This is a genomic window from Spirillospora sp. NPDC127506 (assembly GCF_040302145.1).
Classification (GTDB): Bacteria; Actinomycetota; Actinomycetes; order Streptosporangiales; family Streptosporangiaceae; genus Spirillospora.
Genome location: NZ_JBEORG010000023.1, coordinates 1 through 24,215 on the forward strand (window position 1 = coordinate 1; position 24,215 = coordinate 24,215).

A 24,215-nucleotide genomic window follows, 5' to 3' on the forward strand; every position below is an offset into this window, starting at 1 on the left:
GCGGGGGGCGGGGGCGGGGGGGGCCCCGGGGCGGGGCGCGCCCCCGCCCCCCGCCCCCCGCCCCCCCCCCGGCGGGGGGGGGGCGCCCCCCCCCCCCCGCGTCCGGCGCCGGTGCTACTTGCGCAGGCTCGCGGCGCCGTGCCGGGCCGCGGCGTCGGGGTGCCCGATGGCCAGGCCGCTGGACGGGTCGAAGAAGTGCAGCCGGCGGGTGTCGACGGCGAGCTGCACGTTCTGGCCCGGGCGGACGTGCGAGCGGGAGTTGACGCGCGCCGTCCACAGCGCCTTGTTGTCGACCAGCGGGATCGCCATGTCGCCGTCGCCGTCGGCGTCCTCGGCGAGCGCGGCGGTGTCCTTGTGCTCGACCGGCGGGGCGTCGATCGTGAAGATCACGTTGATCTCGCTGCCCAGCTCCTCGGTGACGCTGCTGCGGACCGGCATCGGCGCCCACTCGGGCTTGGCGTGCGCGGCGTCCTCGAAGTCCGACGGGCGCACCCCGAGGATGACCTTGCGGCCGAGGTAGTCCTGCAGGCCGGGCTTCTCGCTGAGCGTCGCGGCCGGCACCGGCAGCGTGTACCCGGCGAAGGAGACCTGCGCGCCGCCGTTGCCGGAGGTCAGGTCGGCGAGCACGAAGTTCATCGCCGGCGAGCCGATGAACCCGGCGACGAACAGGTTGACGGGGTTGTCGAACAGCCGCTGCGGGGTGTCGACCTGCTGGAGCACGCCCTCGCGCAGCACGCACACCCGCGACCCGAGGGTCATCGCCTCGACCTGGTCGTGGGTGACGTACACGGTGGTGACGCCGAGCCGCTCGTGCAGCTGGCTGAGCGAGGCGCGCATGGAGACGCGCAGCTTGGCGTCCAGGTTGGACAGCGGCTCGTCCATCAGGAACGCCTGCGGCTCCCGGACGATCGCGCGGCCCATCGCCACGCGCTGCCGCTGGCCGCCCGACAGCGCGGCGGGCTTGCGGGACAGGTACTGCTCCAGGCCCAGCATCTTGGCCGCCTCGCGGACCTTGGCCTTGATCTCCGACTTCGGCGTGCCGCGCAGCTTGAGGCCGAACGCGAGGTTCTGCTCGACCGTCATGTGCGGGTAGAGGGCGTAGTTCTGGAAGACCATCGCGATGTCGCGGTCCTTGGGCGCGAGGTCGTTGACGACCTGGTCGCCGATGGAGATCTTCCCGGCGCTGATCTCCTCCAGCCCCGCGATCATCCGCAGCGCGGTGGACTTGCCGCAGCCGGACGGGCCGACCAGCACCATGAACTCGCCGTCGCGGATCTCCAGGTCGAGCCCGTCGACGGCCTTTACGCCGCCGCTGTACACCTTGTCGACCCGATCCAGCACGATCTTGGCCATCCGAACCCTCCATGGAAACGTTTCCGTTATCCCCTGCCGAGCAGGGACTTTGTGTCGCTGTGTGGAGTAAACATCATGGAATCGTTTCCATGGGAGCGCTGTGCCGGATAAGATCATCGAAAACGTGCGAAACGGGAGGTCACGGGGTGGCGCAGCGGCGGTCGGCGACGATCAAGGACGTGGCCGCGGCGGCGGGCGTCGGCATCGCCACCGTGTCCCGGGTGTTCTCCGGCGGCTCGGTCAGCGCGGCGACCCGCGAGCGCGTGCTCGCCGCCGCGCGCGAGCTGGACTACCGCCCGAGCGCCCTCGGCCGCGGCCTGAAGCTGCGCCGCAGCGGCGGCATCGGGCTGATCGTCCCCGACGTCACCGACCCGTTCCGCGCCGAGCTGGTCGCGGGCGTGCTCGCCTGCGCCCGCAGCCTCGGCGAGCACGTCATCGTCGACGCCGCGCACGGCGACCCGGCCCGCGAGGCCGAGATCGTCGAGCGGCTCGTCGAGCAGCGGGTGGACGGCATCATCGCGGTGCCCGCCGGGGAGCTGGCCGACTGGCGCGGCGCCGCCCGGGTGTGCTCCAGCGTCGTGTTCGCCGACCGGGTGCTGCCGGGCCTGCCGGAGATCCCGGCGGTGCTCCCCGACGACGCGGGCGGCGTCCGGTCCCTCACCGAGTACCTCGCCGGGCTCGGGCACCGCCGCATCGGCTTCCTCGGCGGCGTCCCCGGCACGCCCGCGGGGGTGCGCGAGCGCGCGTTCCGCGACACCCTCGCCCAGCTCGGCGTCCCGGTGGAGGAGGACCTCGTCGTCGCCGCCCGGCCCGCCCGCGACGCCGCCTACGCCGCCGCGGCCGGGCTGCTGCAGCGCCGCGCCGACGTCACCGCGATCCTCGCCGCCGGGCACCTGCTCGGCGAGGCGGCCGTGCTGGTCGCCCGCGAGCTGGACCTGCGGATCCCCGCCGACGTGTCGGTCGCGATGATGGACGACGTGGCGTGGGCGGAGCTGTGCGACCCGCCGCTCACCGCCGTCGCCCGCTCCGGCCACGACATCGGCTACCGCGCCTGCGAGCTGCTGCTGCGCGAGCCCGCGCGGCGGGGGAGGGGCGGCCCGGTGCTGCTGCCGACCGAGCTGGTCGTGCGCGGCAGCTGCGGCCCGCTGCGCCCGCCGCGCCGGTGAAACCCCCGGATCACCCCCGATCCGTGATCAATGGGGGCGCACGCACCGGCCCCGGCACGCTAGATTTCCCGCGTGGAGGAGATCGATCGTCAGATCCTGGCGCTGCTCGCCGACGACGGGCGGATGAGTTTCACCGACCTGGCCAAGGAGACGGGGCTGTCGGTGTCGGCCGTGCACCAGCGCGTCCGGCGGCTGCAGAAGCGCGGCGTGATCACCGGGTTCGCCGCGCAGCTGGACAGCCGGCAGATCGGGCTGCCGCTGACCGCGTTCGTGTCGATCAAGCCGATCGATCCGGCCGCGCCGGACGACGCGCCCGACCGGCTGGCCCACCTCCAGGCGATCGAGGCGTGCCATTCGGTGGCGGGCGACGAGAGCTACATCCTCAAGGTGCGGGTCGCGTCCCCGAACGAGCTGGAGGACCTGCTGCAGCAGATCCGCGCCGCCGCGAACGTCGCGACCCGCACCACGGTCGTCCTCAGCACCCCCTGGGAGGCGCGCCGCCCGCCCCTCTAGCGCGGGGCGAAGGCGTCCAGGGCCGCCAGCGCGCGGTCCGCGGACGCGCCCGGGTCGGCGTCCGGCCCGGTGATCTCGGGGTCGAAGTTCAGGTCGACGAACGCCTCGGTGACGCCCTGCCCGGCGAGCGCCTCCAGGTCGCCGCGGACCTCCTCGGCCGAGCCGGTGAGCGGGCGCCGCCCCTCCCGGCCGGCGGGGCGGATCCGCACCGCGGCCCGGCACACGAACCGCAGCGCGGACGCGTCCCGGCCGGCCCGCTCGGCGGCGTCCCGCACGACGGCGATCGAGCGGCCGATCTCGGCGGGGTCGGCGCGGCTGGAGCTGACCCACCCGTCCGCGAGCCGCCCGGCGCGCCGCAGCGCCGGCTCGGCCGCGCCGCCCAGCAGGACCGGGAGCGGGGACTGCGCCGGAGGCGGCTCCATCACCACCGGCGGGAAGTCGTAGAACTCGCCGTGGAACTCGGTCGCGCCGCCGCTCCACAGGCCGCGCAGCACCGCCAGGAACTCCTCGGCGCGGGCGCCGCGCCGCTCCATCGGAGCCCCGGCCGCGGCGAACTCCTCGCGCATCCAGCCGAGCCCGAGCCCGAGGTCGAGCCGCCCGCCGCTGACCCGGTCGAGGGTGGCGGCCTGCTTGGCGAGGACCGCCGGCGCGTAGAACGGCAGGTTGACGACGGCGACGCCGAGCCGCACCCGCCGGGTCCGCCCGGCGAGGTAGGCGAGCGTGACCAGCGGATCGGGGACCGCGCGGTAGGCCGTGCCGTCCGAGCCGGCGGGGTTGAGGACGCGCTGCAGCGTCCACACCGAGTGGTAGCCGAGCTCCTCGGCCCGTTCGGCGATCAGCGCCTGGTGGTCCGGCGTGGCCCAGGCCCCCGCCACCGGAACCGCGAACCCGATCAGCACGGCCGCTCCCTCCCGCCTGCACCTTACTTTGTCAAGGCGCGAGCCCGTGTGCATACCCCGCGCGCCGCCGGAGACCTTACCCCGCGCGGGGTAGCGCCGGCGCCGGCGGCGTGCGCGGCGTCGTTGATCCGGATGCGGCTCGGCGGGTGCGTCCCGGGAGCGACGCGGTGGAGGGCTCAGGCGTGGGGGCTCGGGGGCGGGGGCTCAGGGCGCGGCGGCGATGAAGCAGGAGTTGCCGAAGCCGACCTCGTCGCCGGGCCGCAGCCGGGCCGGGCCGGTCAGCCGCCACCCGTTCACCCGGGTGCCGTTCATCGACCCGAGGTCGGAGATCATCCAGCCGTCGCCGGACCGGTAGATCTCGGCGTGGAACCGCGAGACCGTCAGGTCGGTGAGGATGAACTGGCAGGCCGGGGCGCGGCCGACGACGATCCGCTTCAGGTCGGCCGGCGGCAGCATGAACCGGGGCAGCCGGGGCGCCCGCCAGGCCGCCTCGATCCGCGCCGTCACCTGCGACACCGAGGAGACCAGCCCGGTCAGCCGGTCGATCATCCGGTTCTGCGGGGGCAGGTCGCGCACGATGCCGGCCAGCTCCGCCTGGCTGCGCGCCCGCAGGACCTGGTCGACACGGCGCTCGAACGTGTCGTTCGACATCCGGCCCTCGGCCACGCGGTCGCTCAGGACGCGCAGGGCCCGGTCCCGTTCCGTGTCGGACGCTCTCACCGGGAATGAGGGCTGACCGTCCATGGCTGTGAGTATCCAGTCCCCATCGTCGGCTGTCCAGAAAGGGCCGTCGGCCCGAGGAGGCGGGTGATCGCCCTCACCCGCCCCCCACCTGTTCGATGGGTCGTCCGCCGGAAAAGTTCGCGGCGGGCGGCGCCGTCCGGGCCGGCCGCGCGCGGGGTCAGCGCGACAGCAGGTCGCGCGCGATGTGCGTCACCTGGATCTCGTCGGTGCCCGCGTAGATCTGGAACGACTTGGCGTCGCGGGCGAGCTGCTCGACGCGGTACTCGCTCATGTAGCCGTTGCCGCCGAACAGCTGCACGGCCTCCTGCGCGACCTCGCTGGCGGCCTGCGCGGCGTACAGCTTCATCGCCGACGCCTCGGCGAGCGTCATCGCGCGTCCGGCCCGCTGCATCTCGATGTGCCGGAACACCAGGTTCTGGACGTTGAGCCGCGCGACCTCCATCTTGGCCAGCTTCAGCTGGATGAGCTGGAAGTCGCCGATCCGCTGCCCCCACAGCTCCCGGGTCTTGGCGTACTCGACCGACAGCCGCAGGCACTCCTCGATGACGCCGAGCGCCATCGCGGCGACACCGGCCCGCTCGGTGACGAAGTTCTGCTTCGCCGACTCCTTGCCGCCCTGCGAGCCGGACGCCAGGAGGCGGTCGGCGCCGGCGCGGACGTCGGTGAGGAACAGCTCGCCGGTGGGGGAGGAGTGCAGGCCCATCTTGCGCAGCGGCTTGCTCTGCTCCAGCCCCTCCATGCCCCGGTCGAGGACGAACGTGAGGATCTCGCGGTCGCGCGGGTCGCGCCCGTCGTCGAGCTTGCAGTAGAACACGATGATGTCGGCGTAGGGGCCGTTGGTGATGAAGGTCTTGCTGCCGTTGATGACGTACTCGTCGCCGACCTTCCTCGCGGTGGCCTGCATGCCGCCGAACGCGTCCGACCCGGAGTTCGGCTCGGTGATGGCCCAGGCGCCGACCTTCTCCATGGTCAGCAGCGGCAGCGCCCAGCGCTCCTTCTGCTCGGGGGTGCCCCGCTTCATGATCGTCCCGGCGGCGAGGCCGAGCCCGACGCCCATCGCCGACACCAGGCCGGGCGCGACCTTGCACAGCTCGATGACCGGGATCATGGCCATCGCCGCGTTCCCGCCGCCCTGCCGTTCCGCGCCGTCCCCCTCCTGCCCGGCGGGCGCGCCCTCCTTCTCGCGGGCGATCCGGGCGTGGAAGGACGAGCGGGCCATCTCGTCCATCCCGAACGTCTTGTAGAGGCCGCGGAGCAGGTCGTACGGCGGCAGCTCGCCCGATTCCAGGGCGTCCAGGTTGGGCCGGACCTCGGCGTCGATCCAGCCGCGCACCGCGTCCCGGATCATCAGGTCTTCCTCGGACCACTCGATCATGCTCTGCCCCGCCCCTTCGAACTCCTGCCGGTTGCAGGGCCCATCCAAGCAGATCGCGCAAGCGAGCGCTTATTCGGGCGGGAGGCTCCGTCCGGGGCGGGCGGAGGGGCTAGCCGAGGGACACCACGTCCGCGAGGACGCCCCCGTCCGCGGTGAGGCGTGCGGGGGAGGGGCTGTCGTAGACGACCAGCAGGCGGGTGCCGGGCTCGTCCAGCACCGCGATGCCCTCGGCGTGGTCGTCGCCGTCGCCGTAGGGCAGGACGCCCAGCGTCTCCAGCTCCTCGGCGGTCACGATCTCGGCGGCGTCGGCCTTCGCCGCGCCGCGCCACCGCACGACCCGCACCGGGCCGTCCAGGTCCATGCTCGGGCCGGTGAGCACGAGCAGGTCGTCGCCGTGCGGGCACAGGTCGCGGATGCCGAGGCCGCCGAGGTCCAGGAAGTGGGTGCGGTAGAGGTCCTTGCCGCCGCCGACGGGCAGCAGCCGCAGCCGCCCCGGGTCTTCAGGGTCGGTGCCGGGGCGGACCTCCACCAGCACCGCCCAGCCGCGCAGCACCGGCCCGCGCAGCCCGATGTAGAGGCGGTCGCCGTGCGCGGCGATGCCCTCGATGTCGATGCCGTTGTCCTTGCTCGGGATGGACAGGAACGGCGCGAGGTGCGGGTCGTCCTCCAGCAGGTCGGTGAGGGAGTCCTTGTCCAGGCCGAGGACCGCGGCGGTGCGGCCGCCGTCCTCGCGGACGACGGCGGGCAGCCCGTCCTCGCCGGTGACCAGGGGGAGCCGCACGAGGATGAAGCGGTTGTCCTCGCGGACGACGGTGGCCAGCCGCTTGCGGGCCTTCGCCGGGCTCTGGCCCGGCTTGATCTTCTTGCGCTTGAGGCTGTGCGAGCCGATCGCCCACAGCCAGCCGTTGGCCCGCGCCAGGCCCTCGATGTCGGCCTCCTCGCCGGGGCCGGCGGGCAGCCGCACGAGGTCGGCGAGCGCGACCGTGGCCTGCGCGTCGTAGCCGGTCACGCGCCCGTCGCCGTCGAGCACGGCGGTGAGCCGCTCGATCGTGGCCGTCTCGTCGCCCGCGACCCACAGGCAGCGGCCGTCCTGGCGCACGGCGGACAGGTTGGTGTGCGTCTCGGCTTCCCGGCTCTCCAGCCCGAAGCGCAGCTCGACTCGGCGTTCCACGATCATTGCGACATATTCCCATATCCGGTGCGCCCGTTCGGCCGCCGCAGGGGGCCTGAACTGGCCTTCACCGGTCCCAGCGGACGTCCAGGCGCGGCGGCTTGCGGAACACCAGGCCGTGCGGGCGGGCCGGGCGGCCGGGGTCGAGCCGCAGCCCGGGGAGCCGGTCGAGCAGCGCGGTGAGCGCGGTGCGCGTCTCCAGCCGGGCCAGGTGGGAGCCGAAGCAGAAGTGCGGGCCGTGCGCGAACGCCAGGTGCTCGGCGGCGTTGTGCCGCCGCACGTCGAAGCGGTCCGGGCCGGGGAAGACCGCCGGGTCGCGGTTGGCGCCCGCGATCGACACCCGCACCAGGTCGCCGGCGCGGATCCGCGCCTCGCCGAGGACGACGTCGCGGGTGGCGTACCGGTCCACGACCGACGCGGAGGGCTCCAGCCGCAGCGACTCCTCGATCGCCGCGGGGAGCAGGTCCCGGTCGTCCAGGACGAGCCGCAGCTGGTCGGGGTGCCCGAGCAGGTGCAGCGCGGCGTTGGCGATCATGCCCTCGGTGGTGTCGATGCCGCCGAACATCAGGATCGCGGAATCGGCGACGACCTCCGCGGTGGTGAGGCCCGCCGCGGCGTCCCCGGCGGCCTCGGCCAGCAGCGACCCGGGCCGGGACGCGGTGATCGCCTCCTCGACCGCCGCGGTGAGCGACCGGTACGCCCCGGCCGCCGCGGCGGGGGCGGCGCCGCCGGCGGTGATGGCGGAGACCGCCTCGACGAACGCGCCGTACCAGGACCGGACGGTCGCGGCGTCGACGCCCTCCAGGCCCAGCGCCTCGGCGACGACCGCGACGGCCAGCGGCCCGGCCAGTTCGCCGCGCAGCTCCGCCCGGCCGGCGGGCGCGAGGCCGTCCACCAGCCGGGCGGCCTCCGCCTCGACGAACGCGGTGAACCGCTCGCGGGTCCGCGCCGGGCGGAACGGGCGCGCGAACGGGTCGCGGTGCCGGGTGTGGGCGGGGCCGTCCAGCGACAGCATGCTCGGCCCGACGACCTGGGCGGTGGAGAAGCGCGGATCGTCCACGGTGAAGGCGTCCGCGTCGCGCAGCACCCGCAGCGCCAGGTCGCGGGAGGTGACCAGCCAGCCGCCCAGCGCGGGGACCAGGGCGGCCGGGGCGCGCTCCCGCAGCCGGGCCAGGTGCGGGTGCGGATCGTCCGCCAGGTCGGCGGCGGTCAGGTCGGCGGTCGGCTCGGTCGTCATCGGGTCGAGGATAGGCCGCCGCCTTACTGATCTACAACGTAAAGGCGCCGGGCCGGTCGTCCGTCACGCGGCCTCGACCCGCTCCCGCCACCACTCGCGGCCCTCTTCCGGCAGCGTGTAGATCGGGTCGTGGTACTCGTACCGCCGGGTCAGCGCGTCCGGGTCGGACAGCTCCAGCCCGGTGCGGTAGTTCTTCGTCCAGTAGGAGATGCCGCGCTCGCGGTCGTACTCGGCGAGCTGGTGCACCCAGCGCTTGCCGACGTAGGGGACGTCGCAGACGATGCGCGGGGTGGCGAAGCCGGGCAGGTAGCCCATGATCGCGTGCTGCAGTTCCTGCGCCTCCCAGACCGCGAGCCGCCAGTGCTCGCTGTTCGGGATCATGTCGCACATGTACAGGTAGTACGGCATGATCCCGGCCTCGTCGAGGAGCGCGAACGACAGGTCGAGCAGCGCGTCCGGGGTGTCGTTGACGCCGCGCAGCAGCACGCCCTGGTTGCGGACGTCGCGGATGCCGGTGTCGAGCATCGCGCGGGCGGCCTTGGCGACCAGCGGCGTCACCGACTGGGCGGCGTTGACGTGGGTGTGGATCGCGATCTGCACGCCGCGCCCGTGCGCCTTGGCGGCGAGGCGCTCCATGCCGGCCCGCACGTCGTCCTGCAGCCAGTGCTGCGGCAGGCCCATGAGCGCCTTGCTGGCCAGCCGGATGTCGCGGATGTTGTCGATGTCCAATAGCGCGTCGACGAACGACTCCAGCCGCGCCCACGGCATGTTGGCGACGTCGCCGCCGGAGACGACCACGTCGCGGACGCCGGGGGTGCGGCGCAGGTAGTCCAGCATGGCGCCGAGCCGGTCCGGCGGCTTGATGGTGAACTTGTGCTTGTCGACGTTCGGGGTGGAGTTGCCGACCAGGTCCATACGGGTGCAGTGGCCGCAGTACTGCGGGCAGGTCGGCAGGATCTCGGCCAGCACCTTGGTGGGGTAGCGGTGGGTGAGGCCCTCGACGGCCCACATCTCGGCCTCGTGCAGGGAGTCGCGGGAGGCGTGCGGGTGGGACGGCCAGTCGGTGCGCCGGTCGCTGAACACCGGCAGCATGTAGCGGCGCACGGGGTCGGCGTAGAAGGCGGCCGTGGACGAGGAGTCCATCGTGTTGAGCATCTGCGGCGGCAGGAGCATCGACATCGTGGCGCGCTCGGCCTGGTCGCGCTCCAGGTCGGCGTAGAACGACTCGTCCAGCCGGTCGCCCATGACCTGGCGGAGCTGCCGCAGGTTCTTCACGCAGTGCGCGCGCTGCCACTGCGCCGACTCCCATTCCTCCCGCGTGACGTCGCGCCATCCCGGCAGGCGCCGCCAGTCGGGCTCCTCCAGGGGCCGTCGCCGGTAGGCGTACGGCTGGCGTGCGGTCTCGTCGGACGCTCCGCCGGGTAGGGCCGCGTCCGGGTGCAGGGCAGTGGTCATCATCGACCGCCTCCTAGCCTCACATTGATCGCGCAAAACTCTTGTGTGAGCCCGACGTTACGGGAAGACTTTCGATGAAACTAGTGGTGCCCTGTACATCTTGCGCTACACCATCTGTTTTCGGAAGAGAGGCGGGACGGCGATGACCGACGGGCGGACGGCTCCGGGCACGGGGACGGCGGTGGGCCTGCACCGGGTGCTGGAGCCCGCGGGCGTGCTGCCGCAGGCCGCGCGGCGGCTCGACACCGACCCGCGGATCCGGCCCGACGAGGTCCGCATCGCCGTCGAGCGCCTCAACCTGGACGCCGCGTCCTACCGGCAGCTGCACACCGCGCACGGCGGCGACCCGGACGCGATCCGCGCCGAGGTGCTGCGGATCATCGGGGAGCGCGGCAAGATGCACAACCCGGTGACCGGGTCGGGCGGCATGCTCGTCGGCGTCGTCGAGGAGGCGGGGCCGGAGTCTCCGCTCGGGCTGAAGCCGGGCGACCGCGTCGCCACGCTGGTCTCGCTGACCCTCACCCCGCTGGCGGTCAGCGACGGGCTGGCCGGCTGGGACGGGCTGTCGGAGCAGGTCCCGGCGCGCGGCCACGCGATCTTGTTCGCCCGGTCCATCGCCGCCGTCCTGCCGGACGACATGCCGGTGCCGCTCGCCCTCGCCGTCATGGACGTGTGCGGCGCGCCCGCCCTCACCGCACGGGTCGTCGCCGCGCGGCCGGCCCCGTCGGTCGCGGTGCTGGGCGCCGCCGGCAAGTCCGGGTGCCTGTCGCTGGCCGCCGCGCGCCGCGCCGGGGCGTCCCGCGTGATCGGGCTCGTCCCGACCGCCGAGGAGGAGGAGCGGCTCACCGCGTCCGGGCTCGCCGACGCGGTCGTCCGCGCCGACGCCCGCGACCCGGTGGCCGTCGCCGCCGCGATCGGCGAGCCGGTGGACGTCACCGTCGTGTGCGTGGACGTGCCCGGCTGCGAGCACGGCGCGATCCTCGCCACCGCCGCCGGCGGCACCGTCGTGTTCTTCTCGATGGCGACGTCGTTCCCGGCGGCCGCGCTCGGCGCCGAGGGCCTCGCGGCGGACGTCACGATGCTCATCGGGAACGGCTACGTCCCCGGGCACGCCGAGGCCGCGCTCGACCTGGTGCGGACGGAACCGGCCGTGCGCGCGCTGTTCACCTCCCGGACCGGGCCGGTTTCGGCAGAATGACCGGGAACGCCCCGGCAGCGGCGGGGATCACCCGATCATCGAGGGAGACAGAATGGCGAGCATCACCGAGGAACTGCGCGGCCGGGACCCCAAGGAGCGCCGGGCGCAGATCGTCGACGTCCTGGTCGACGCCTTCTCGGACCTGATGGAGCGCAGCCCCGCCGAGTTCCGCCGCCGCTTCCGCAAGATGGCCTCCGACCCGTTCGCGTTCTACCGGGGCAGCGCCTGCCTGTTCTACGCCGACATCGTCCACGACGCCGACCCGTGGGCCGACGAGCGCACGTCCCGCGTGTGGATCCAGGGCGACCTGCACGCGCAGAACTTCGGCACCTACATGAACGACGACGGCGTGTTCGTCTTCGACGTCAACGACTACGACGAGGCCTATGTCGGCCACTTCACCTGGGACGTCAAGCGGTTCGTGGCGAGCCTGGCGCTGCTGGCCTGGCAGAAGGCGATCTCCGACGCCGACATCCGCCGGCTCATCGAGACCTACGTGCGCGCCTACGTCGACCAGGTCCGGCACTTCGCCGCGCACGAGGGCGACGAGAAGTTCGCGCTGACCCTGGACACCACCGACGGGTACGTCCGGGACGTGCTCGTCGCCGCGATGGGCGGCACCCGCATCGGGCTGCTGGAGGGCATGACGGTCGTGGACGGCCCCGACCGCCGCTTCCGCGACCGTCCCGGCGTCCGCCGCCTGGGGGAGGCGGAGCGCGCCAAGGTCGAGGCCGCCTACCAGGAGTACCTGACGACGATCCCGGCCGAGAAGCGGTTCGGCAGCCTCACCTACCAGGTGAAGGACGTCGTGGGCGCGTCCGGGTTCGGCATCGGCTCGGCCGGGCTGTCGGCCTACAACATCCTGGTCGAGGGCAGCACCCAGGCGCTGGAGAACGACGTCATCCTGTCGATGAAGCAGGGCAACGTCGCCGCGCCCAGCCGCGTCGTCGACGACCCCCGCATCCGCGAGTACTTCCAGCACCACGGCCACCGCACCGCGGTGTCCCGCCGCGCGCTGCAGGCCAACAGCGACCCGTGGCTCGGCCACACGCAGATCGACGGCGTCGGGTACGTCGTCCAGGAGCTGTCCCCCTACGAGGAGGACCTGGACTGGGGCGGCCTCACCGAGCCGGAGGACATGCTGTCGGTCCTGGACGACCTGGGCCGCGCCACCGCGAAGGTGCACTGCGTGTCCGACACCGACTCCGACCACACCCTGGTCGGCTTCCAGGTCGAGGACGCCATCCACGCCGCGATCGGCCCGGACGAGTCGGCGTTCGTCGAGGCGATGGTCGCGTTCGGCACCGAGTACGCCGCGATCGTCCGCAACGACCACGCGCTCTTCGTGGACGCCTTCCGCAACCACGAGATCCCCGGCCTGTAGGCCCGCTCACACGGCCCGGGTCACCCCGCGGGGCGGAGCAGGAGGAGGGCTATGTCGTCGTGGCCCTGCTGGTCGGACAGCAGGGCCAGGACGCCGTCGGCGGTGTCCTCCAGCGTGGCGGACCGCGAGGCGACCAGGGCGGACGCCAGCCGCGCGATGCCCTCGTCGACGTTGCGCATGCGGCTCTCGACCAGGCCGTCGGTGTAGAAGGCGAGGGTGGCGCCGGGCGGGATCTCGGCCGCCGCCTGCTCGTATTCGGGCGGGTGCGCGGGGTCGGACACCCCGAGCGGCAGGCCGTGCGGGAGCGCGAAGCGCTGCGCCGTCCCGTCGGGGAGGGCCAGCAGCGGCGGCGGGTGCCCGGCGCACGCCAGCTCGCAGCGCAGCGTCGCCGGGTCGCAGACCATGCACAGGCAGGTCGCGAACTGGGCCGCGTCCAGGCCCTGGGCGATGGAGTCGAGCCGCCGCAGCACCTCGGCGGGCGGGAACTCGCAGCTGGCCAGGGTGTGCGCGGCGACCCGCAGCTGGCCCATCGCGGCGGCGGCGGTGACGCCGTGCCCGACCGAGTCGCCGATGACGACCGCGACCTTGTCCGCGGGCAGCGGCACCACGTCGTACCAGTCGCCGCCGACGCCGCTGGCGGCCGGCAGGTAGCGGTGCGCGATCTCCAGGCCGGGCGGGGCGGCGACCCCGGCGGGCAGCAGCCCGGCCTTCAGCGCGGTCGCGGTGCGGTGCTCGCGCCGGTACAGGCAGGCGTTGTCGACGCAGGTGGCGGCGCGCGCGGCGAGCTCGGACGCCAGCGCCGTGTCGGCGGCGGTGAACGGCAGCCGGCCGCGCTTGCGGCTGAACACCGCGAAGCCGAGCGACCGGCCGCGCGCCACCAGCGGCACCGCCAGCAGCGACACGTGGTCGAGCAGCCCGTCGATGACGCGGCCGGTCTGCCGCGCCATCGTGTCCTGGATGGCGTCGCCGCCGAACTCGATCATGGCGCCGGTGGTGAGGCAGCGGGCGTAGGGGGTGGACGGCGGGTAGACGATGACCTCGTTGACGGGGAACTCGCGGGACCACTCGCGCGGGTCGTCCTCGGCGAACGCGACCGCGAGGCGCCGCACGACCGCGGAGCCGTCGGCCTCCGCGGCGGGCTGGTCGTCGTCGGCGAGGAGCCGCTCCAGGACGTAGATGGCGCCCGCGTCGGCGAACCGCGGGACGGTGACGGCGACGATCTCGCGGGCGGTGAGGTGCAGGTCGAGGGTGGAGCCGATGCGGCGGCCCGCCTCGTTCAGCAGCTCCAGGCCGCCGGCCCACGGCGGCGACACGGTCAGCGCGACGAGGGTGCCGCCGTCGGCGTGGGCGATCGCCTCGCACGAGACGGACAGCCCGTCGTCCGACAGCGGCAGCACCCCGCTCCAGGGGTGGCCGGACACGGCCGCCTTCAGCGCCGACGCCAGGTGCCCGGCGGCGTGGGGCCGGCCGAGCAGCTCGGGCAGGAGAGCGCCGGCCGCGGCGGCCGCGTCGTGGCCGAACAGGCGCGCGGCGCCCTCGCTCCATCCGGTGATCCTGCCGTCCGGGTCGAGCAGGACGGTCACCGGTCCCGGCCGGGCGGGTCGATCGGACATCGGTCTTCACTGTCCCGTTCGCAGGGGCTTTCCGGCGCGGCCGCGTTACGCTGATTGCGCTCCGCGGACGGCACGCCTCGGTCACAAGGGAGACGATGCATGGACTCCGAGTGGATCCCACCCGAAGTCGACAGTCAACGACCAAGCGTCGCACGGGTGTACGACTATCTGCTCGGCGGAGCCCACAATTTCGCCTCCGATCGTGATCTCGCGACGGGGCTGCTGCGGGTCGAGCCGCAGGCGCGGGAGCTGGCGCAGGCGAACCGGGCGTTCCTGCGCCGCGCGGTCCGCACGCTGGCCGGGGCGGGCATCGCCCAGTTCGTCGACATCGGGTCGGGCATCCCGACGCAGGGCAACGTGCACGAGGTCGCGCAGGGCGTGAACCCGGACGCGCGGGTCGTGTACGTCGACAACGACGACGTCGCCGTCGCGCACAGCCGCACCATCCTGGCGGGCGACGACCGGACCGCCGTCCTGCAGGCCGACATGCGGCGCCCGGCCGACATCCTGTCCGCGCCGGAGCTGAAGAGCCTGGTCGACCTGTCCGAGCCGGTGGCGTTCCTGCTGGTGGCGGCGCTGCACCTGGTGAAGCCCGAGGAGGACCCGGAGGGCATCGTCGCGGCGCTCCGCGACGCCGCCGCGCCCGGCAGCCACCTGGTGATCTCCCATCTGACCCACGAGGCGCAGCCGGGCAAGACCGCCGCGATCGGGAAGCTGTACGACCGGGCCACCTCCCCGGCGGTGTCCCGGTCGCACGCGGAGATCCTGCGTTTCTTCGACGGCTGGGAGCTGCTCGACCCCGGTCTGGTGTACGTGCCGCTGTGGCGCCCGGACGAGGGCGACGCCGTGGACGACCCCGAACGCTTCCTCGTGTTCGGCGGAGTCGCCCGCCTCACCTGACCCGCCGCCTCCCCCGCCCGCCCACTCGCCCGCCCCGCACCCCGCTCGGCCTGCGCCTCGCCTGGTCGGCCGCTTGCCCGACTGGTGCCTCGCCGCATCGGCGGCTCGCCTGGTCGGGTGCCCGCCCGACCGGGCGTGCGGCGGGCGGGTGCTCGGTGGGCGGGTGCGGTGGTCAGCGGGCGAAGGCGATGGCGGTGCCGGCGCTGACGACGACCGCGATCACGACGAGGACCAGCGAGGTGCTCAGCGGGTTGCGTCGCCGCTGCGGTGTCTGGACCGCGCGCGGCGCCGTGTGCGCGGGCTCCGGCGTCGTCTGCTCCGGCGTCGTCCGCTCCGGCGGCGAGGGCCGCGCGGGCGAGGGCCGCGGCGGCGGGGGCTGCACGCGCGACGGCTCGGGCGGGCGCGTCCGCGGGGGCGGCGGCAGCACGGGCGCCGCCGCGGGCCGCGGGCGCCGCGGGGGCGGCGCGGCCGGGACGGTCTCGGCCGGGACGGCCTCGGCCGGCGGCTCGGGGGCCTCGGCCGGGGGCGGCTGCTCCGCGGGCGGGGGAGGCTCCGGCGGCGGCGGTTCCGGCGTGCCGGGCGGCGGGGGCTCGGCGCAGCCGTCGGCGCCGGCGCCGGGCCCGATCCGGATGTCGACGCACACGGTGACGCCGGGCGGCGGGATGGGGGCCGCGAGCGCGCCCGCCGGGAGGGCGAGGGCGCCCGCGACCGCGGCGGGCAGGGCGGGTACGGCGAGGCGGGCGCGCACGCTCACCCACCTCCCGAGATGTGCTGCAGCTGGGCCTGCAGGCTCGTGTAGGCGTCCGGGCGGACGGCCAGGGCGCCGGTGAACACGTGCGAGATGTCGACGGTGAGGTAGGTGCCGGCCGCGAGCAGCGCGGCCATCATCGACAGCGGGACCAGGGTCGCGCCGCGCGGCCGGGCCCCGGACGTGAACGGCAGCAGCAGGACGGCGAGGCCGGTGAGGACGGTGACGGCGAGCAGCCCCGGCGGCGGGGTCGTGCGGGCGTCCATGGCGCGCTGCTCGCGGGCGGCGGATATCTCGGCGAGGTGGTCGAGCACGGCGGTGCGGGCGTCCTTCAGTTCGTCGGTGCCGGCGTTGACGGCGATGACGTCGCGGCGCAGGCCGTCCAGCTCGTCCCGGCCGCGGGTGCTGAGGCGGCCGTGCTCCATGAGCCGCCACTCGGGGCCGCGGACCAGGGCGACGTACCGGGTCAGGCCCGCCTGGACGTGCCGCGCGTCGGGCGGCGGCAGCCGGCTCGCGGCCCAGTACGCCTCGGAGATCGCGTGGCTCTCGGCGTAGGTGTTGGAGCGGGCCGCGTCGATCGTCGTCCACGGCACGACGATGGCGATGGCGAACGCCAGCAGGAACAGCGCCGACAGCATCGCCCCGCTGTGCGCGGTGGTCGGGCCGTCGGGGTCGGGGTCGTCCACGCCCCTCCAGCGCCGGACGAGCCGGCTCGCCAGCAGTACCACGCCGATCGCGCAGGCCGCGGCCGCACAGTAAACGATCATGCCCCTCCCGGCATCGGGCCGTCATCACTTCGGGTGAGTGTATTTTCACGGACCGTTGCTACCGGCGGGTTTCGCGATGACCGTCACCTGGAGGTGACGTGACCGCCCGGCCAGGGAAGGTGATCGGTGTGGGGGAGGAAGGACGGGGAGTTCTGCTGCCAGTTCTTGTGAAATACGGTGTTCATGCCGGAAGATCTCCCGTAGAGAACCCGGTGTGAAGGACGATTGTTCGGGCCGGCCCGGCAGGGGCGGCGGTGTGAGGGGAGACGGCAATGGCGCCGCAGGGAAAGCTGGACCTCGACCCGGAGGTGGTGCGGACCGCCCGGCGGCTCGCCGCCCGGGCCGCGGAACCGATCATCGGCATGGCCCGCTCCCACACGACCGTGTCGGTCGAGCGGGCGCTGCTGCGCCTGGCGGGCCTCACCGGCGCCGACGACGGGGGGCGCCCGTGGGTCAACCACCTCGCCGACGCCGTCCGCGACCAGGTCGGCCTGGAGCACGGCCTCGCCCTGCCCGTCTGGGACGCCCTGCTGAACGGCCCGTACGCCGATCTGGGCGACCTGGCGCAGGCCGCCGCGCGGGGGCGGGTCTCGTTCCGGCTGCCGTCCGGCGCCGAGGCCGGCCGCGCCCGCGAGGCCGCCCGCGAGGCCGCGCGCGGCGGCATCGCCCGCATCGACCGCCGCCGCGCCGAACGCGACCGGCTGCTGGCCGAGCTGCCGGCCCCGGACACCGCCGACCCGCCGCGCCCGCTGGTGTACCTGATCGTGGCGACCGGCGACATCTACGAGGACATACCGCAGGCGCAGGCCGCGGCCCGCGAGGGCGCCGACGTCGTCGCGGTGATCCGCTCCACCGGGCAGTCGCTGCTGGACTTCGTCCCCGAGGGCGCCACCCGCGAGGGCTACGCCGGCACCTACGCCACCCGCGAGAACTTCCGGCTGATGCGCTCGGCGCTGGACGAGGTCTCCCGCGAGCTGGGCCGGTACGTGCGGCTGACGAACTACGCCTCCGGGCTGTGCATGCCGGAGATCGCGACGCTCGCCGGGCTGGAGCGCCTGGACATGATGCTCAACGACTGCATGTACGGGATCATCTTCCGCGACATCAACCCGCGCCGGACGTTCATCGACCAGCGGTTCTCCCGGCAGATCCACGCCCGCGCCGGCATCGTCATCAACACCGGCGAGGACAACTACCTCACCACCGCCGACGCGGTCGACGCCGCGCACACGGTGATCGTCAGCCAGCTGCTCAACGAGCGGTTCGGGCACGAGGCGGGCCTGACGGACGCCCAGCTCGGCCTCGGCCACGCCTTCGAGATCAACCCGGCGATCCCCGAGTCGTTCCGGCTGGAGCTCGCGCACGCCCAGCTCGTCCGGGAGCTGTTCCCCGGCGCGCCGCTGAAGTACATGCCGCCGACCAAGCACATGACCGGCAACATCTTCGCCGGCTACCTGCTGGACGCCTTCTTCAACCTCGCCGGCGTGATGACCGGCCAGTCGATCATCCTGATCGGGATGATGACCGAGGGCATCCACACCCCGTGGCTGTCGGACCGCGACCTGGCGCTGGAGAACGTCCGCTACGTCCGCGACGCCTGCGGGAACCTCGCCGAGGACTTCATGCCCCGCCCGGACGGGATGGTCGTCCAGCGGGCCAAGCAGGTCCTGTCGGAGTCGGTCGACCTGCTCGGCCGCATCGCCGACGACGGGCTGCTCAACGCCATCGCCGAGGGCACGTTCGGCGTCACCCGCCGCCCGCCCGACGGCGGCAAGGGCCTGGACGGCGTCGTGCCCCGCGCCGACGGCTACTTCAACCCCGCCATCGAGATCCTCGACTCCGAGGACCCGCACGCCGCCCGCGCGGACGCCCAGGAGGTGCCGGCATGACGGCCGAGAGCAGCAGGACCGGGACCCGGGCCCCCGCTGAGACCCCCGCGGAGCCCGCCGACACCCGGCAGGTCATCCGTCCCTACGGCGACACCACCGGCGACGGCATGGTGCAGATGTCGTTCACGCTGCCCGTCCCCGCCGGCAAGCGCGCCGAGGCCGCCGCGCTGCAACTCGCCGGGAAGATGGGCCTGGACCCCGCCAGCGTCGTGCACGCCAAGCCGATGGGGCCCGACTTCACCTTCTTCATCGTGTACGGGAAGGTGCGGCACCTGATCGACTACGCGTCCATCCCCGTCCCGGAGGAGCGCGCCTACCCGCTGCTGACCTCCCAGGAGGTGAACCTGGCGATCCGCGAGGGGCTGAACCGGCGGCTGGTGGTCGTCGGCGCGTGCATCGGCACCGACGCCCACACCGTCGGCATCGACGCGATCCTGAACGTGAAGGGGTTCGCGGGGGAGAAGGGCCTGGAGTACTACCGGGAGATCCAGGTCGTGAACATGGGCGCCCAGGTCACCGTCGAGGAGCTGGTGGAGCGCGCCAAGGCCGAGGACGCCGACGCGGTGCTGGTCTCCCAGGTCGTCACCCAGCGCAACGCGCACCTGCACAACACCAAGCAGATGGCCGCCGCGTTCCACGCCGAGTACCCCACCGCCGTCGCCGGAGGCATCGGGCGGCCGCTGCTGGTGGTGGGCGGCCCCCGGTTCGACACCGTCACCGAGGCCGACCTCGGCGTCGACCGGATCTTCGGCAAGGGCACCACCCCCGCCGAGGTCGCCAGCTACCTCGTCCACGCCCTGCTGCCCGCCCACGCGCCCGGCGGGGCCCGCGACACCGAAGGAGAGGCCGACGATGAGTGACCCGCGCGAGGGGACGACCGTCACCCACCGCCGCTACATCCCCTACTCCCACGCCCACTACGCCGGCGACCTGGTGGACGGCGCCTACGTCCTCGGGCTGTTCGGGGACGCGGCGACCGAGCTGTGCATCCGCACCGACGGCGACGAGGGCCTGTTCGCCTCCTACGCCGACGTGCAGTTCCGCGCGCCGGTCAAGGCCGGGGACGTGCTGGAGACCACCGCCGTGCTGACCCGCGCCGGCACCCGCAGCCGCGTGATGGAGTTCGAGGCGCGCGTGGTGTGCCGGGGCCGCCCGGACAAGGGCGAGTCGGCCGCCGAGGTGCTGCCGGAGCCGATCGTCGCGGTCACCGCGACCGGGACGGTGGTGGTCGCCGCGCCCGGCGGCTGACACCGGCCCTCCGGCACCGGCCGTCCGGCGCCCGCCTCCCGCCACGCCATGATCGCCGATCGTCCGGGACCGAATTCCGGGGCCGCTGATCATGGTGCTGAGCTGGGGAAAGAGGGTGTCGCCGCAGAACATGGCGCGGTTGACACCGGGCCGGAAGCCGGTAGTTTTGCAGCAGTCCAGCACGGGACTCACCGATCGGCCGCCCGAGGCGCCGCCGGGCATCGCACCACGACGGGGACGGGGATCACGAGAGTGGTCGGCATCGTGCCCGCCTCAGCCAGTGCGGTGATCCGGGAGCGGGCCCGGGCGGAGCCGCCCGATCGCGCGGGGGGTTGGACCCGGGAAGGGCCCGGACATCCAGTAGAAAACGGAGCCTCGTTCTCACCGCCTGTGGGACGACTCCGGCCCGACGGGTGTCGCGGGCCCTCTTCCGTGTCGGCGTGCCCGCCCCGTCCCGCCCGCGGCCCCGCCTCCGTCCGGGCCTCCGTCCGGGCCCGCGTCCGGGCCTCTGTCCGGGCCGGCGCCGGTCCGCGGTCGCCACGGGTGCCCGCGGCCGGTAGCGTTCCGGGAAGGAACGAGCGAACGAGGTGGGACGTGGCGCAGGAGACCCTCCCGGACCGGTCGTCTGCCGCAGGCCCCGGAGGGCACGCCGGCGCACCCGCCGGCGAGGCGCCGCACGGGCGGCTCGGCCGGCTGCGCGCCGGACTGCGCCGCGGCGGCCGAGCCGGCTGGCCCCGCACCCTGCTGGCGGTGGCCGGCGGGCTGGTGATGTGGCCGGCGTTCCCGCCGCTCGACCTCACCCCGCTCGCGCCCGTCGGCGTCGCGATGCTCACGCTCGCGGTGCGGGGGGTGCGGCCCCGCACCGGCGCCTGGCTCGCGTTCGTCGCCGGCGCCGCGTTCTTCCTCCCCGCCCTGCAGGGCATCTCCCGCATCGGCCCGGACGGCTGGATCGTCCTCAGCCTCGTCGAGGCCGCCTACTTCCTGCCGATGGGCGCCGGGATCGCGGTCGCCGCCCGGCTGCCCGGCTGGCCGGTGTGGACGGCCGCGCTGTGGGTCGCCCAGGAGCTGGTCCGCGGCCGCGTCCCCTTCGGCGGGTTCCCCTGGGCGCGGCTGGCGTTCAGCCAGACCGCCACGCCTTTGACCCCGTACGCGTCCTACGGCGGCGCACCGCTGGTGACGTTCCTGACCGCGCTGGCCGGCGGGCTGCTCGCCTACGCCGCCGTGGCCGCGCACCGCGCCCGCGCGTCCCGCCGCGACCGGGCCGCGACCGCCGGCCCGGCCCCCGGCGGAGCCTCCGATGAGGCCGCCGAGGGTGCCGCCGGAGGGGCCGTCTCGACCCCGCGCGCGCTCGCGCCCGCCGCGGCCGCCCTGGCGCTGATCGCCGCCGTCGCCGGGGGCGGGCTGCTCATCCCCACCCCGGCGTCAGGCCGGCCCGTCACCGTCGCGGTGATCCAGGGCAACGTGCCGCGCCTCGGCCTGGACTTCCTCGGCCAGCGCAAGGCCGTCCTGGACAACCACGTCAAGGCCACCCACGAGCTCGCCGCCAAGGTCCGCGCGGGCCAGGTGCCCCGGCCCGAGCTGGTGGTGTGGCCGGAGAACGCCAGCGACCTGGACCCCTACCGCGAACCCGACGCCTACACCGCCATCGACGGCGCCGTGCGGGACGTCGGCGTCCCCGTCCTCGTCGGCGCGCTCACCGACACCCCCGACGGCGAGAAGGTCGAGAACCGCGGCATCGTCTGGGACCCCGAGTCCGGGCCCGGCGACTACTACGTCAAGCGGCACCCCGTCCCGTTCGGGGAGTACCTGCCGTTCCGCGACATCCTCACCAAGCTGATCACCCGGTTCGAGCGGATCCCGCGCGACTTCGCCAAGGGCACCCGCTCGGGCGTGATGAAGCTCGGGCCCGTCACCATCGGCGACGTGATCTGCTTCGAGGTCGCCTACGACAAGGAGGTCCGGGACGTGGCGCCCGGCGACATCCTGGTCGTGCAGACCAACAACGCCACCTACGGGCGCACCAGCCTCCCGCCGCAGCAGATCGCGATGTCGCGGCTGCGCGCGGTCGAGCACGGCCGTACGATCTTGGTTGCCGCGACCAGCGGGATCAGCGCGATCGTCGCCCCGGACGGCCGGATGCTCGCCGAGTCCCGCGAGTTCGTCCCCGACATCCAGGTCCGCACCGTCCCGGCGCGCACGCAGCGGACCCTGTCGGACCGGCTCGGGGCCGTCCCCGAGTGGGCGCTCGCCCTGCTCGGGCTCGGCGCGGTCCTCGCGGCGGCATGGACAGCCAGGAAGAACGAGGGGAATTGACACCGATGGAGATCCCAGCCGACCTCGGCCGGGTGCTCGTGATCATCCCGACCTACAACGAGCGGGACAACATCGAGCGCATCGCCGGGCGGGTGCGCGAGGCCGTCCCGTCGGTGGACGTCCTGGTGGTCGACGACGCCAGCCCCGACGGCACCGGCGAGGTCGCCGACGCGCTGGCCGAGAAGGACGAGCAGATCAAGGTCCTGCACCGGCAGGGCAAGGACGGGCTCGGCCCCGCCTACATCGCCGGGTTCCGGTGGGCCGCCGAGCACGGCTACGACGTCATGGTCGAGATGGACGCCGACGGCTCCCACCAGCCCGAGGAGCTGCCCCGGCTGCTGTCCGCGCTGGAGGACGCCGACCTGGTCATCGGCGCCCGCTGGGTGCCCGGCGGGAAGGTGCGGAACTGGCCGAAGCGGCGCGAGGCGCTGTCGCGCGGCGCCAACACCTACGCCCGGCTGATGCTCGGCATCCCGCTGCACGACGCCACCGCCGGCTACCGCGCGTTCCGCGCCGCGACCCTGGCGAAGATCGGGCTGGAGGAGGTCGACTCGCGCGGCTACTGCTTCCAGATCGACCTGGCGCTGCGCGCGCTGCGGCAGGGCCTGCGCGTGGTGGAGGTGCCGATCACGTTCGTCGAGCGCGAGCACGGCACCAGCAAGATGAGCCGGGACGTGATGGCCGAGGCGGCGCTGCGCATCACCCAGTGGGGCATGAGCGACCGCGTCGGCAGGCTCCGCCCGCCGCGCTGAGACCCGCCGCGCTGAGACCCGCCGCGACCGGGACGCCCCGCGGGAAACGATCGGCGGCGTCCCGGCGTTGACAGGGGAGAGGCTTTTCCGACCCGGAAATGGGGCCATGCTGCCGCTGCTGATCGTCCTGGGAATCCTGCTGCTGCCCGCGCTGGAGATCTTCGTGATCATCCAGGTCGGCGCCGCGATCGGCGCCTGGCCCACGGTGGGGCTGCTGGTCGCCGAGACCGTGCTCGGCGCCTGGCTCGTCCGGCGGGAGGGCCGCCGCGCCTACGGCGCGCTCCACGACACGGTCCGCACCGGCGTCCTGCGCGACCGCGAGCTCGGCGACGCCGCGCTCACCATGGCCGGCGGGCTGCTGCTGCTGTTCCCCGGCTTCGTCACCGACGTGTTCGGGCTGCTGTTCGTGCTGCCGTTCACCCGGCCGCTCGTCCGGCGGTCCCTGTCGTCGTTCGCCGCGCGGCGGATGCGGGCCGCCGAGGAGCGGGCCGCGACCGTGTTCCCGCCCGGCGCCGGCGGCGCCGGGTTCGGCCCGCTCGGCCGCAGGCCCGGCCCCGAGGGGGTGGAGACCCCGCCCGGACCGGTGGTCCGCGGCGAGGTCGTCCACGAGGACGACGACACCGCCTCCCGCGCCTGACCCCGCGGCGGCCCCGGGCGGCGCGCTCAGGCGTCCCGCACGGCGAACACGGCACCGCCCGCCAGCAGCGCCGCCGCCGCGTAGCCGGCGAGCACGGCGAGGCCCTGCCACGGCCCGATGGGCAGCAGGTCCAGGTTCCGCGTCGCCTGCACGGCCAGGCCCGCGGGCATCGGCGACGCCTTCTCCAGCCGCTCCTGCCACGCCCCGTCCCCGGCCAGCCGGGTGACGGCCGGGACGGCCCACAGCAGCGCCAGCACCGCGGTGATCGCCGCCGCCGGCTCCCGCAGCGCCGCCCCCGCGCCGAGCGACAGCAGCGCCACCAGCACCAGGTACAGGACGGTGCCGGCGGCGGCGCGCGCCGTCGGGCCGTCCAGCGGGGACAGCGGCGGGTAGCCGTTCGCCGCGGTGAACCCGTTGCCCGGCAGCAGGCCCCGCCCGGCCGCCAGCGACGCCAGCACCCCCAGCGTCCCGGCCGCGGCGGCGGCGCCCGCGACCACGGCGGCCTTGGCGGCCAGCACCGCCGCCCGGCGCGGCACGGCCGCCAGCGTCGCCGCGATCGTCCCGGTGGCGTACTCGCCGCCGACGGCCAGGACGCCGAGCACCACCGCCGCGACCTGCCCGATCCGCACACCCGACAGCGCCAGCCTCGGGGTGTCCTCCATGCAGCCGGCCGGGCTCGTGCAGTGCGAGGTGTCGACGGAGCCGGTCACGGCCGCGCCCACCGCGGCGGTCAGCCCCGCCAGGGCCAGCAGCACCCACCAGGTGCTGGGCAGCGTCCGCAGCTTCGTCCACTCCGCGTGCACCGCCCTCACGCATGTCCGCGGCGGGGAGACGGCCCCAGGCGCCCCCCGGC

The 24,215-nt window shown here is 74.5% G+C and carries 22 protein-coding genes; 11 read left to right on the forward strand and 11 right to left on the reverse strand.

Translation table 11 applies throughout. From position 1 onward, the window contains the following. Positions 1-114: 114 nt before the first annotated feature. Positions 115-1,353 carry an ABC transporter ATP-binding protein gene (locus ABTW95_RS21625; RefSeq protein WP_396446784.1) on the reverse strand — a complete coding sequence of 413 codons (1,239 nt, stop codon included), beginning with the start codon at positions 1,351-1,353 and terminating at the stop codon, positions 115-117. A gap of 146 nt (positions 1,354-1,499) precedes the next feature. On the opposite strand from ABTW95_RS21625, the gene ABTW95_RS21630 reads away from it, so the two are divergent. Both ABTW95_RS21630 and ABTW95_RS21635 read left to right on the forward strand, forming a co-directional pair. Beyond that, positions 1,500-2,519: a LacI family DNA-binding transcriptional regulator gene (locus tag ABTW95_RS21630; protein WP_396446785.1), complete on the forward strand. Its 1,020-nt coding sequence runs from the start codon at positions 1,500-1,502 to the stop codon at positions 2,517-2,519. A 72-nt stretch (positions 2,520-2,591) separates the two neighbouring features. Continuing rightward, positions 2,592-3,032: an Lrp/AsnC family transcriptional regulator gene (locus tag ABTW95_RS21635; RefSeq protein ID WP_396446786.1), complete on the forward strand. Its 441-nt coding sequence runs from the start codon at positions 2,592-2,594 to the stop codon at positions 3,030-3,032. Here the strand turns inward: ABTW95_RS21635 and ABTW95_RS21640 are convergent. From ABTW95_RS21640 to ABTW95_RS21665, 6 genes are all read right to left on the reverse strand, one after another. Continuing rightward, complete coding sequence (locus tag ABTW95_RS21640; RefSeq protein WP_500227202.1) at positions 3,029-3,931, reverse strand: TIGR03619 family F420-dependent LLM class oxidoreductase; 903 nt, start codon at positions 3,929-3,931, stop codon at positions 3,029-3,031. The two genes, ABTW95_RS21635 and ABTW95_RS21640, sit on opposite strands and share 4 nt — an antisense overlap. A 204-nt stretch (positions 3,932-4,135) precedes the next feature. After that, entirely contained in the window at positions 4,136-4,675 is a 540-nt protein-coding gene (locus ABTW95_RS21645) for an FHA domain-containing protein (protein WP_396446788.1), read from the reverse strand. A gap of 157 nt (positions 4,676-4,832) precedes the next feature. Further along, complete coding sequence (locus ABTW95_RS21650) at positions 4,833-6,050, reverse strand: acyl-CoA dehydrogenase family protein (protein WP_396446789.1); 1,218 nt, start codon at positions 6,048-6,050, stop codon at positions 4,833-4,835. A 109-nt stretch (positions 6,051-6,159) separates the two neighbouring features. Beyond that, positions 6,160-7,227, reverse strand: coding sequence for a DUF3616 domain-containing protein (locus ABTW95_RS21655; RefSeq protein ID WP_500227203.1), 1,068 nt, complete (start codon positions 7,225-7,227; stop codon positions 6,160-6,162). 61 nt (positions 7,228-7,288) lie between these two features. Beyond that, entirely contained in the window at positions 7,289-8,458 is a 1,170-nt protein-coding gene (locus tag ABTW95_RS21660) for a cytochrome P450 (protein WP_500227204.1), read from the reverse strand. Positions 8,459-8,521: 63 nt separating this feature from the next. Further along, on the reverse strand, positions 8,522-9,916 hold the full coding sequence (locus ABTW95_RS21665) for a KamA family radical SAM protein (protein WP_500227205.1): 1,395 nt from the start codon (positions 9,914-9,916) through the stop codon (positions 8,522-8,524). A 139-nt stretch (positions 9,917-10,055) separates the two neighbouring features. On the opposite strand from ABTW95_RS21665, the gene kdd reads away from it, so the two are divergent. Together kdd and ABTW95_RS21675 are read left to right on the forward strand one after the other, a co-directional pair. Then, on the forward strand, positions 10,056-11,111 hold the full coding sequence (gene kdd, locus ABTW95_RS21670; RefSeq protein WP_396446794.1) for an L-erythro-3,5-diaminohexanoate dehydrogenase: 1,056 nt from the start codon (positions 10,056-10,058) through the stop codon (positions 11,109-11,111). Positions 11,112-11,163: 52 nt separating this feature from the next. Beyond that, positions 11,164-12,495, forward strand: a complete 1,332-nt coding sequence (locus ABTW95_RS21675; RefSeq protein ID WP_396446795.1) for a DUF2252 domain-containing protein — start codon at positions 11,164-11,166, stop codon at positions 12,493-12,495. A gap of 20 nt (positions 12,496-12,515) precedes the next feature. On the opposite strand, the gene ABTW95_RS21680 is transcribed toward ABTW95_RS21675, so the two are convergent. After that, positions 12,516-14,108 (reverse strand): PP2C family protein-serine/threonine phosphatase, encoded by a 1,593-nt coding sequence (locus ABTW95_RS21680; RefSeq protein ID WP_500227206.1) that lies wholly within the window; start codon positions 14,106-14,108, stop codon positions 12,516-12,518. A 99-nt stretch (positions 14,109-14,207) separates the two neighbouring features. Between ABTW95_RS21680 and ABTW95_RS21685 the strand changes: the two genes are divergently transcribed. Next, positions 14,208-15,008, forward strand: a complete 801-nt coding sequence (locus ABTW95_RS21685; RefSeq protein WP_396446797.1) for an SAM-dependent methyltransferase — start codon at positions 14,208-14,210, stop codon at positions 15,006-15,008. A gap of 172 nt (positions 15,009-15,180) precedes the next feature. Here the strand turns inward: ABTW95_RS21685 and ABTW95_RS21690 are convergent, their stop codons facing one another. Both ABTW95_RS21690 and ABTW95_RS21695 read right to left on the reverse strand, forming a co-directional pair. Further along, positions 15,181-15,762 (reverse strand): hypothetical protein, encoded by a 582-nt coding sequence (locus ABTW95_RS21690; RefSeq protein WP_500227207.1) that lies wholly within the window; start codon positions 15,760-15,762, stop codon positions 15,181-15,183. Further along, positions 15,759-16,523, reverse strand: a complete 765-nt coding sequence (locus ABTW95_RS21695) for a bestrophin-like domain (RefSeq protein WP_396449557.1) — start codon at positions 16,521-16,523, stop codon at positions 15,759-15,761. The genes ABTW95_RS21690 and ABTW95_RS21695 overlap by 4 nt, the downstream gene beginning before the upstream one ends. 272 nt (positions 16,524-16,795) lie before the next feature. Between ABTW95_RS21695 and kamD the strand changes: the two genes are divergently transcribed. The 6 genes from kamD to ABTW95_RS21725 all read left to right on the forward strand — a co-directional run bounded on the left by kamD (position 16,796) and on the right by ABTW95_RS21725 (position 23,362). After that, on the forward strand, positions 16,796-18,412 hold the full coding sequence (kamD, locus tag ABTW95_RS21700) for a lysine 5,6-aminomutase subunit alpha (protein ID WP_500227208.1): 1,617 nt from the start codon (positions 16,796-16,798) through the stop codon (positions 18,410-18,412). Then, a complete protein-coding gene (gene kamE / locus ABTW95_RS21705; protein WP_396449555.1) occupies positions 18,409-19,272 on the forward strand; it encodes a lysine 5,6-aminomutase subunit beta in 864 nt (287 codons plus the stop codon). Before kamD ends, kamE begins: the two co-directional genes overlap by 4 nt. Beyond that, entirely contained in the window at positions 19,265-19,660 is a 396-nt protein-coding gene (gene kal / locus ABTW95_RS21710) for a 3-aminobutyryl-CoA ammonia lyase (RefSeq protein WP_396449554.1), read from the forward strand. Before kamE ends, kal begins: the two co-directional genes overlap by 8 nt. Before the next feature lie 594 nt (positions 19,661-20,254). After that, complete coding sequence (lnt, locus tag ABTW95_RS21715) at positions 20,255-21,973, forward strand: apolipoprotein N-acyltransferase (protein WP_500227209.1); 1,719 nt, start codon at positions 20,255-20,257, stop codon at positions 21,971-21,973. 5 nt (positions 21,974-21,978) lie between these two features. Next, a complete protein-coding gene (locus tag ABTW95_RS21720; protein WP_396453841.1) occupies positions 21,979-22,725 on the forward strand; it encodes a polyprenol monophosphomannose synthase in 747 nt (248 codons plus the stop codon). 106 nt (positions 22,726-22,831) lie between these two features. After that, on the forward strand, positions 22,832-23,362 hold the full coding sequence (locus ABTW95_RS21725; RefSeq protein ID WP_396449551.1) for an FxsA family protein: 531 nt from the start codon (positions 22,832-22,834) through the stop codon (positions 23,360-23,362). Positions 23,363-23,388: 26 nt separating this feature from the next. Here ABTW95_RS21725 and ABTW95_RS21730 read toward each other — a convergent pair whose 3' ends face one another. Beyond that, a complete protein-coding gene (locus ABTW95_RS21730) occupies positions 23,389-24,174 on the reverse strand; it encodes an ABC transporter permease (RefSeq protein WP_396449550.1) in 786 nt (261 codons plus the stop codon). Positions 24,175-24,215 lie beyond the last annotated feature (41 nt).

Coding starts and splice junctions, on each gene's coding strand:
- ABTW95_RS21645 (WP_396446788.1), bottom strand. CDS start 4,675: ATGGACGGTCAGCCCTCATTCCCGGTGAGAGCGTCCGACACGGAACGG.
- kdd (WP_396446794.1), top strand. CDS start 10,056: ATGACCGACGGGCGGACGGCTCCGGGCACGGGGACGGCGGTGGGCCTG.
- ABTW95_RS21675 (WP_396446795.1), top strand. CDS start 11,164: ATGGCGAGCATCACCGAGGAACTGCGCGGCCGGGACCCCAAGGAGCGC.
- ABTW95_RS21655 (WP_500227203.1), bottom strand. CDS start 7,227: ATGATCGTGGAACGCCGAGTCGAGCTGCGCTTCGGGCTGGAGAGCCGG.
- ABTW95_RS21685 (WP_396446797.1), top strand. CDS start 14,208: ATGGACTCCGAGTGGATCCCACCCGAAGTCGACAGTCAACGACCAAGC.
- ABTW95_RS21660 (WP_500227204.1), bottom strand. CDS start 8,458: ATGACGACCGAGCCGACCGCCGACCTGACCGCCGCCGACCTGGCGGAC.
- ABTW95_RS21625 (WP_396446784.1), bottom strand. CDS start 1,353: ATGGCCAAGATCGTGCTGGATCGGGTCGACAAGGTGTACAGCGGCGGC.
- kal (WP_396449554.1), top strand. CDS start 19,265: ATGAGTGACCCGCGCGAGGGGACGACCGTCACCCACCGCCGCTACATC.
- ABTW95_RS21680 (WP_500227206.1), bottom strand. CDS start 14,108: ATGTCCGATCGACCCGCCCGGCCGGGACCGGTGACCGTCCTGCTCGAC.
- ABTW95_RS21725 (WP_396449551.1), top strand. CDS start 22,832: ATGCTGCCGCTGCTGATCGTCCTGGGAATCCTGCTGCTGCCCGCGCTG.
- ABTW95_RS21720 (WP_396453841.1), top strand. CDS start 21,979: ATGGAGATCCCAGCCGACCTCGGCCGGGTGCTCGTGATCATCCCGACC.
- ABTW95_RS21695 (WP_396449557.1), bottom strand. CDS start 16,523: ATGATCGTTTACTGTGCGGCCGCGGCCTGCGCGATCGGCGTGGTACTG.
- ABTW95_RS21665 (WP_500227205.1), bottom strand. CDS start 9,916: ATGATGACCACTGCCCTGCACCCGGACGCGGCCCTACCCGGCGGAGCG.
- ABTW95_RS21650 (WP_396446789.1), bottom strand. CDS start 6,050: ATGATCGAGTGGTCCGAGGAAGACCTGATGATCCGGGACGCGGTGCGC.
- kamE (WP_396449555.1), top strand. CDS start 18,409: ATGACGGCCGAGAGCAGCAGGACCGGGACCCGGGCCCCCGCTGAGACC.
- kamD (WP_500227208.1), top strand. CDS start 16,796: ATGGCGCCGCAGGGAAAGCTGGACCTCGACCCGGAGGTGGTGCGGACC.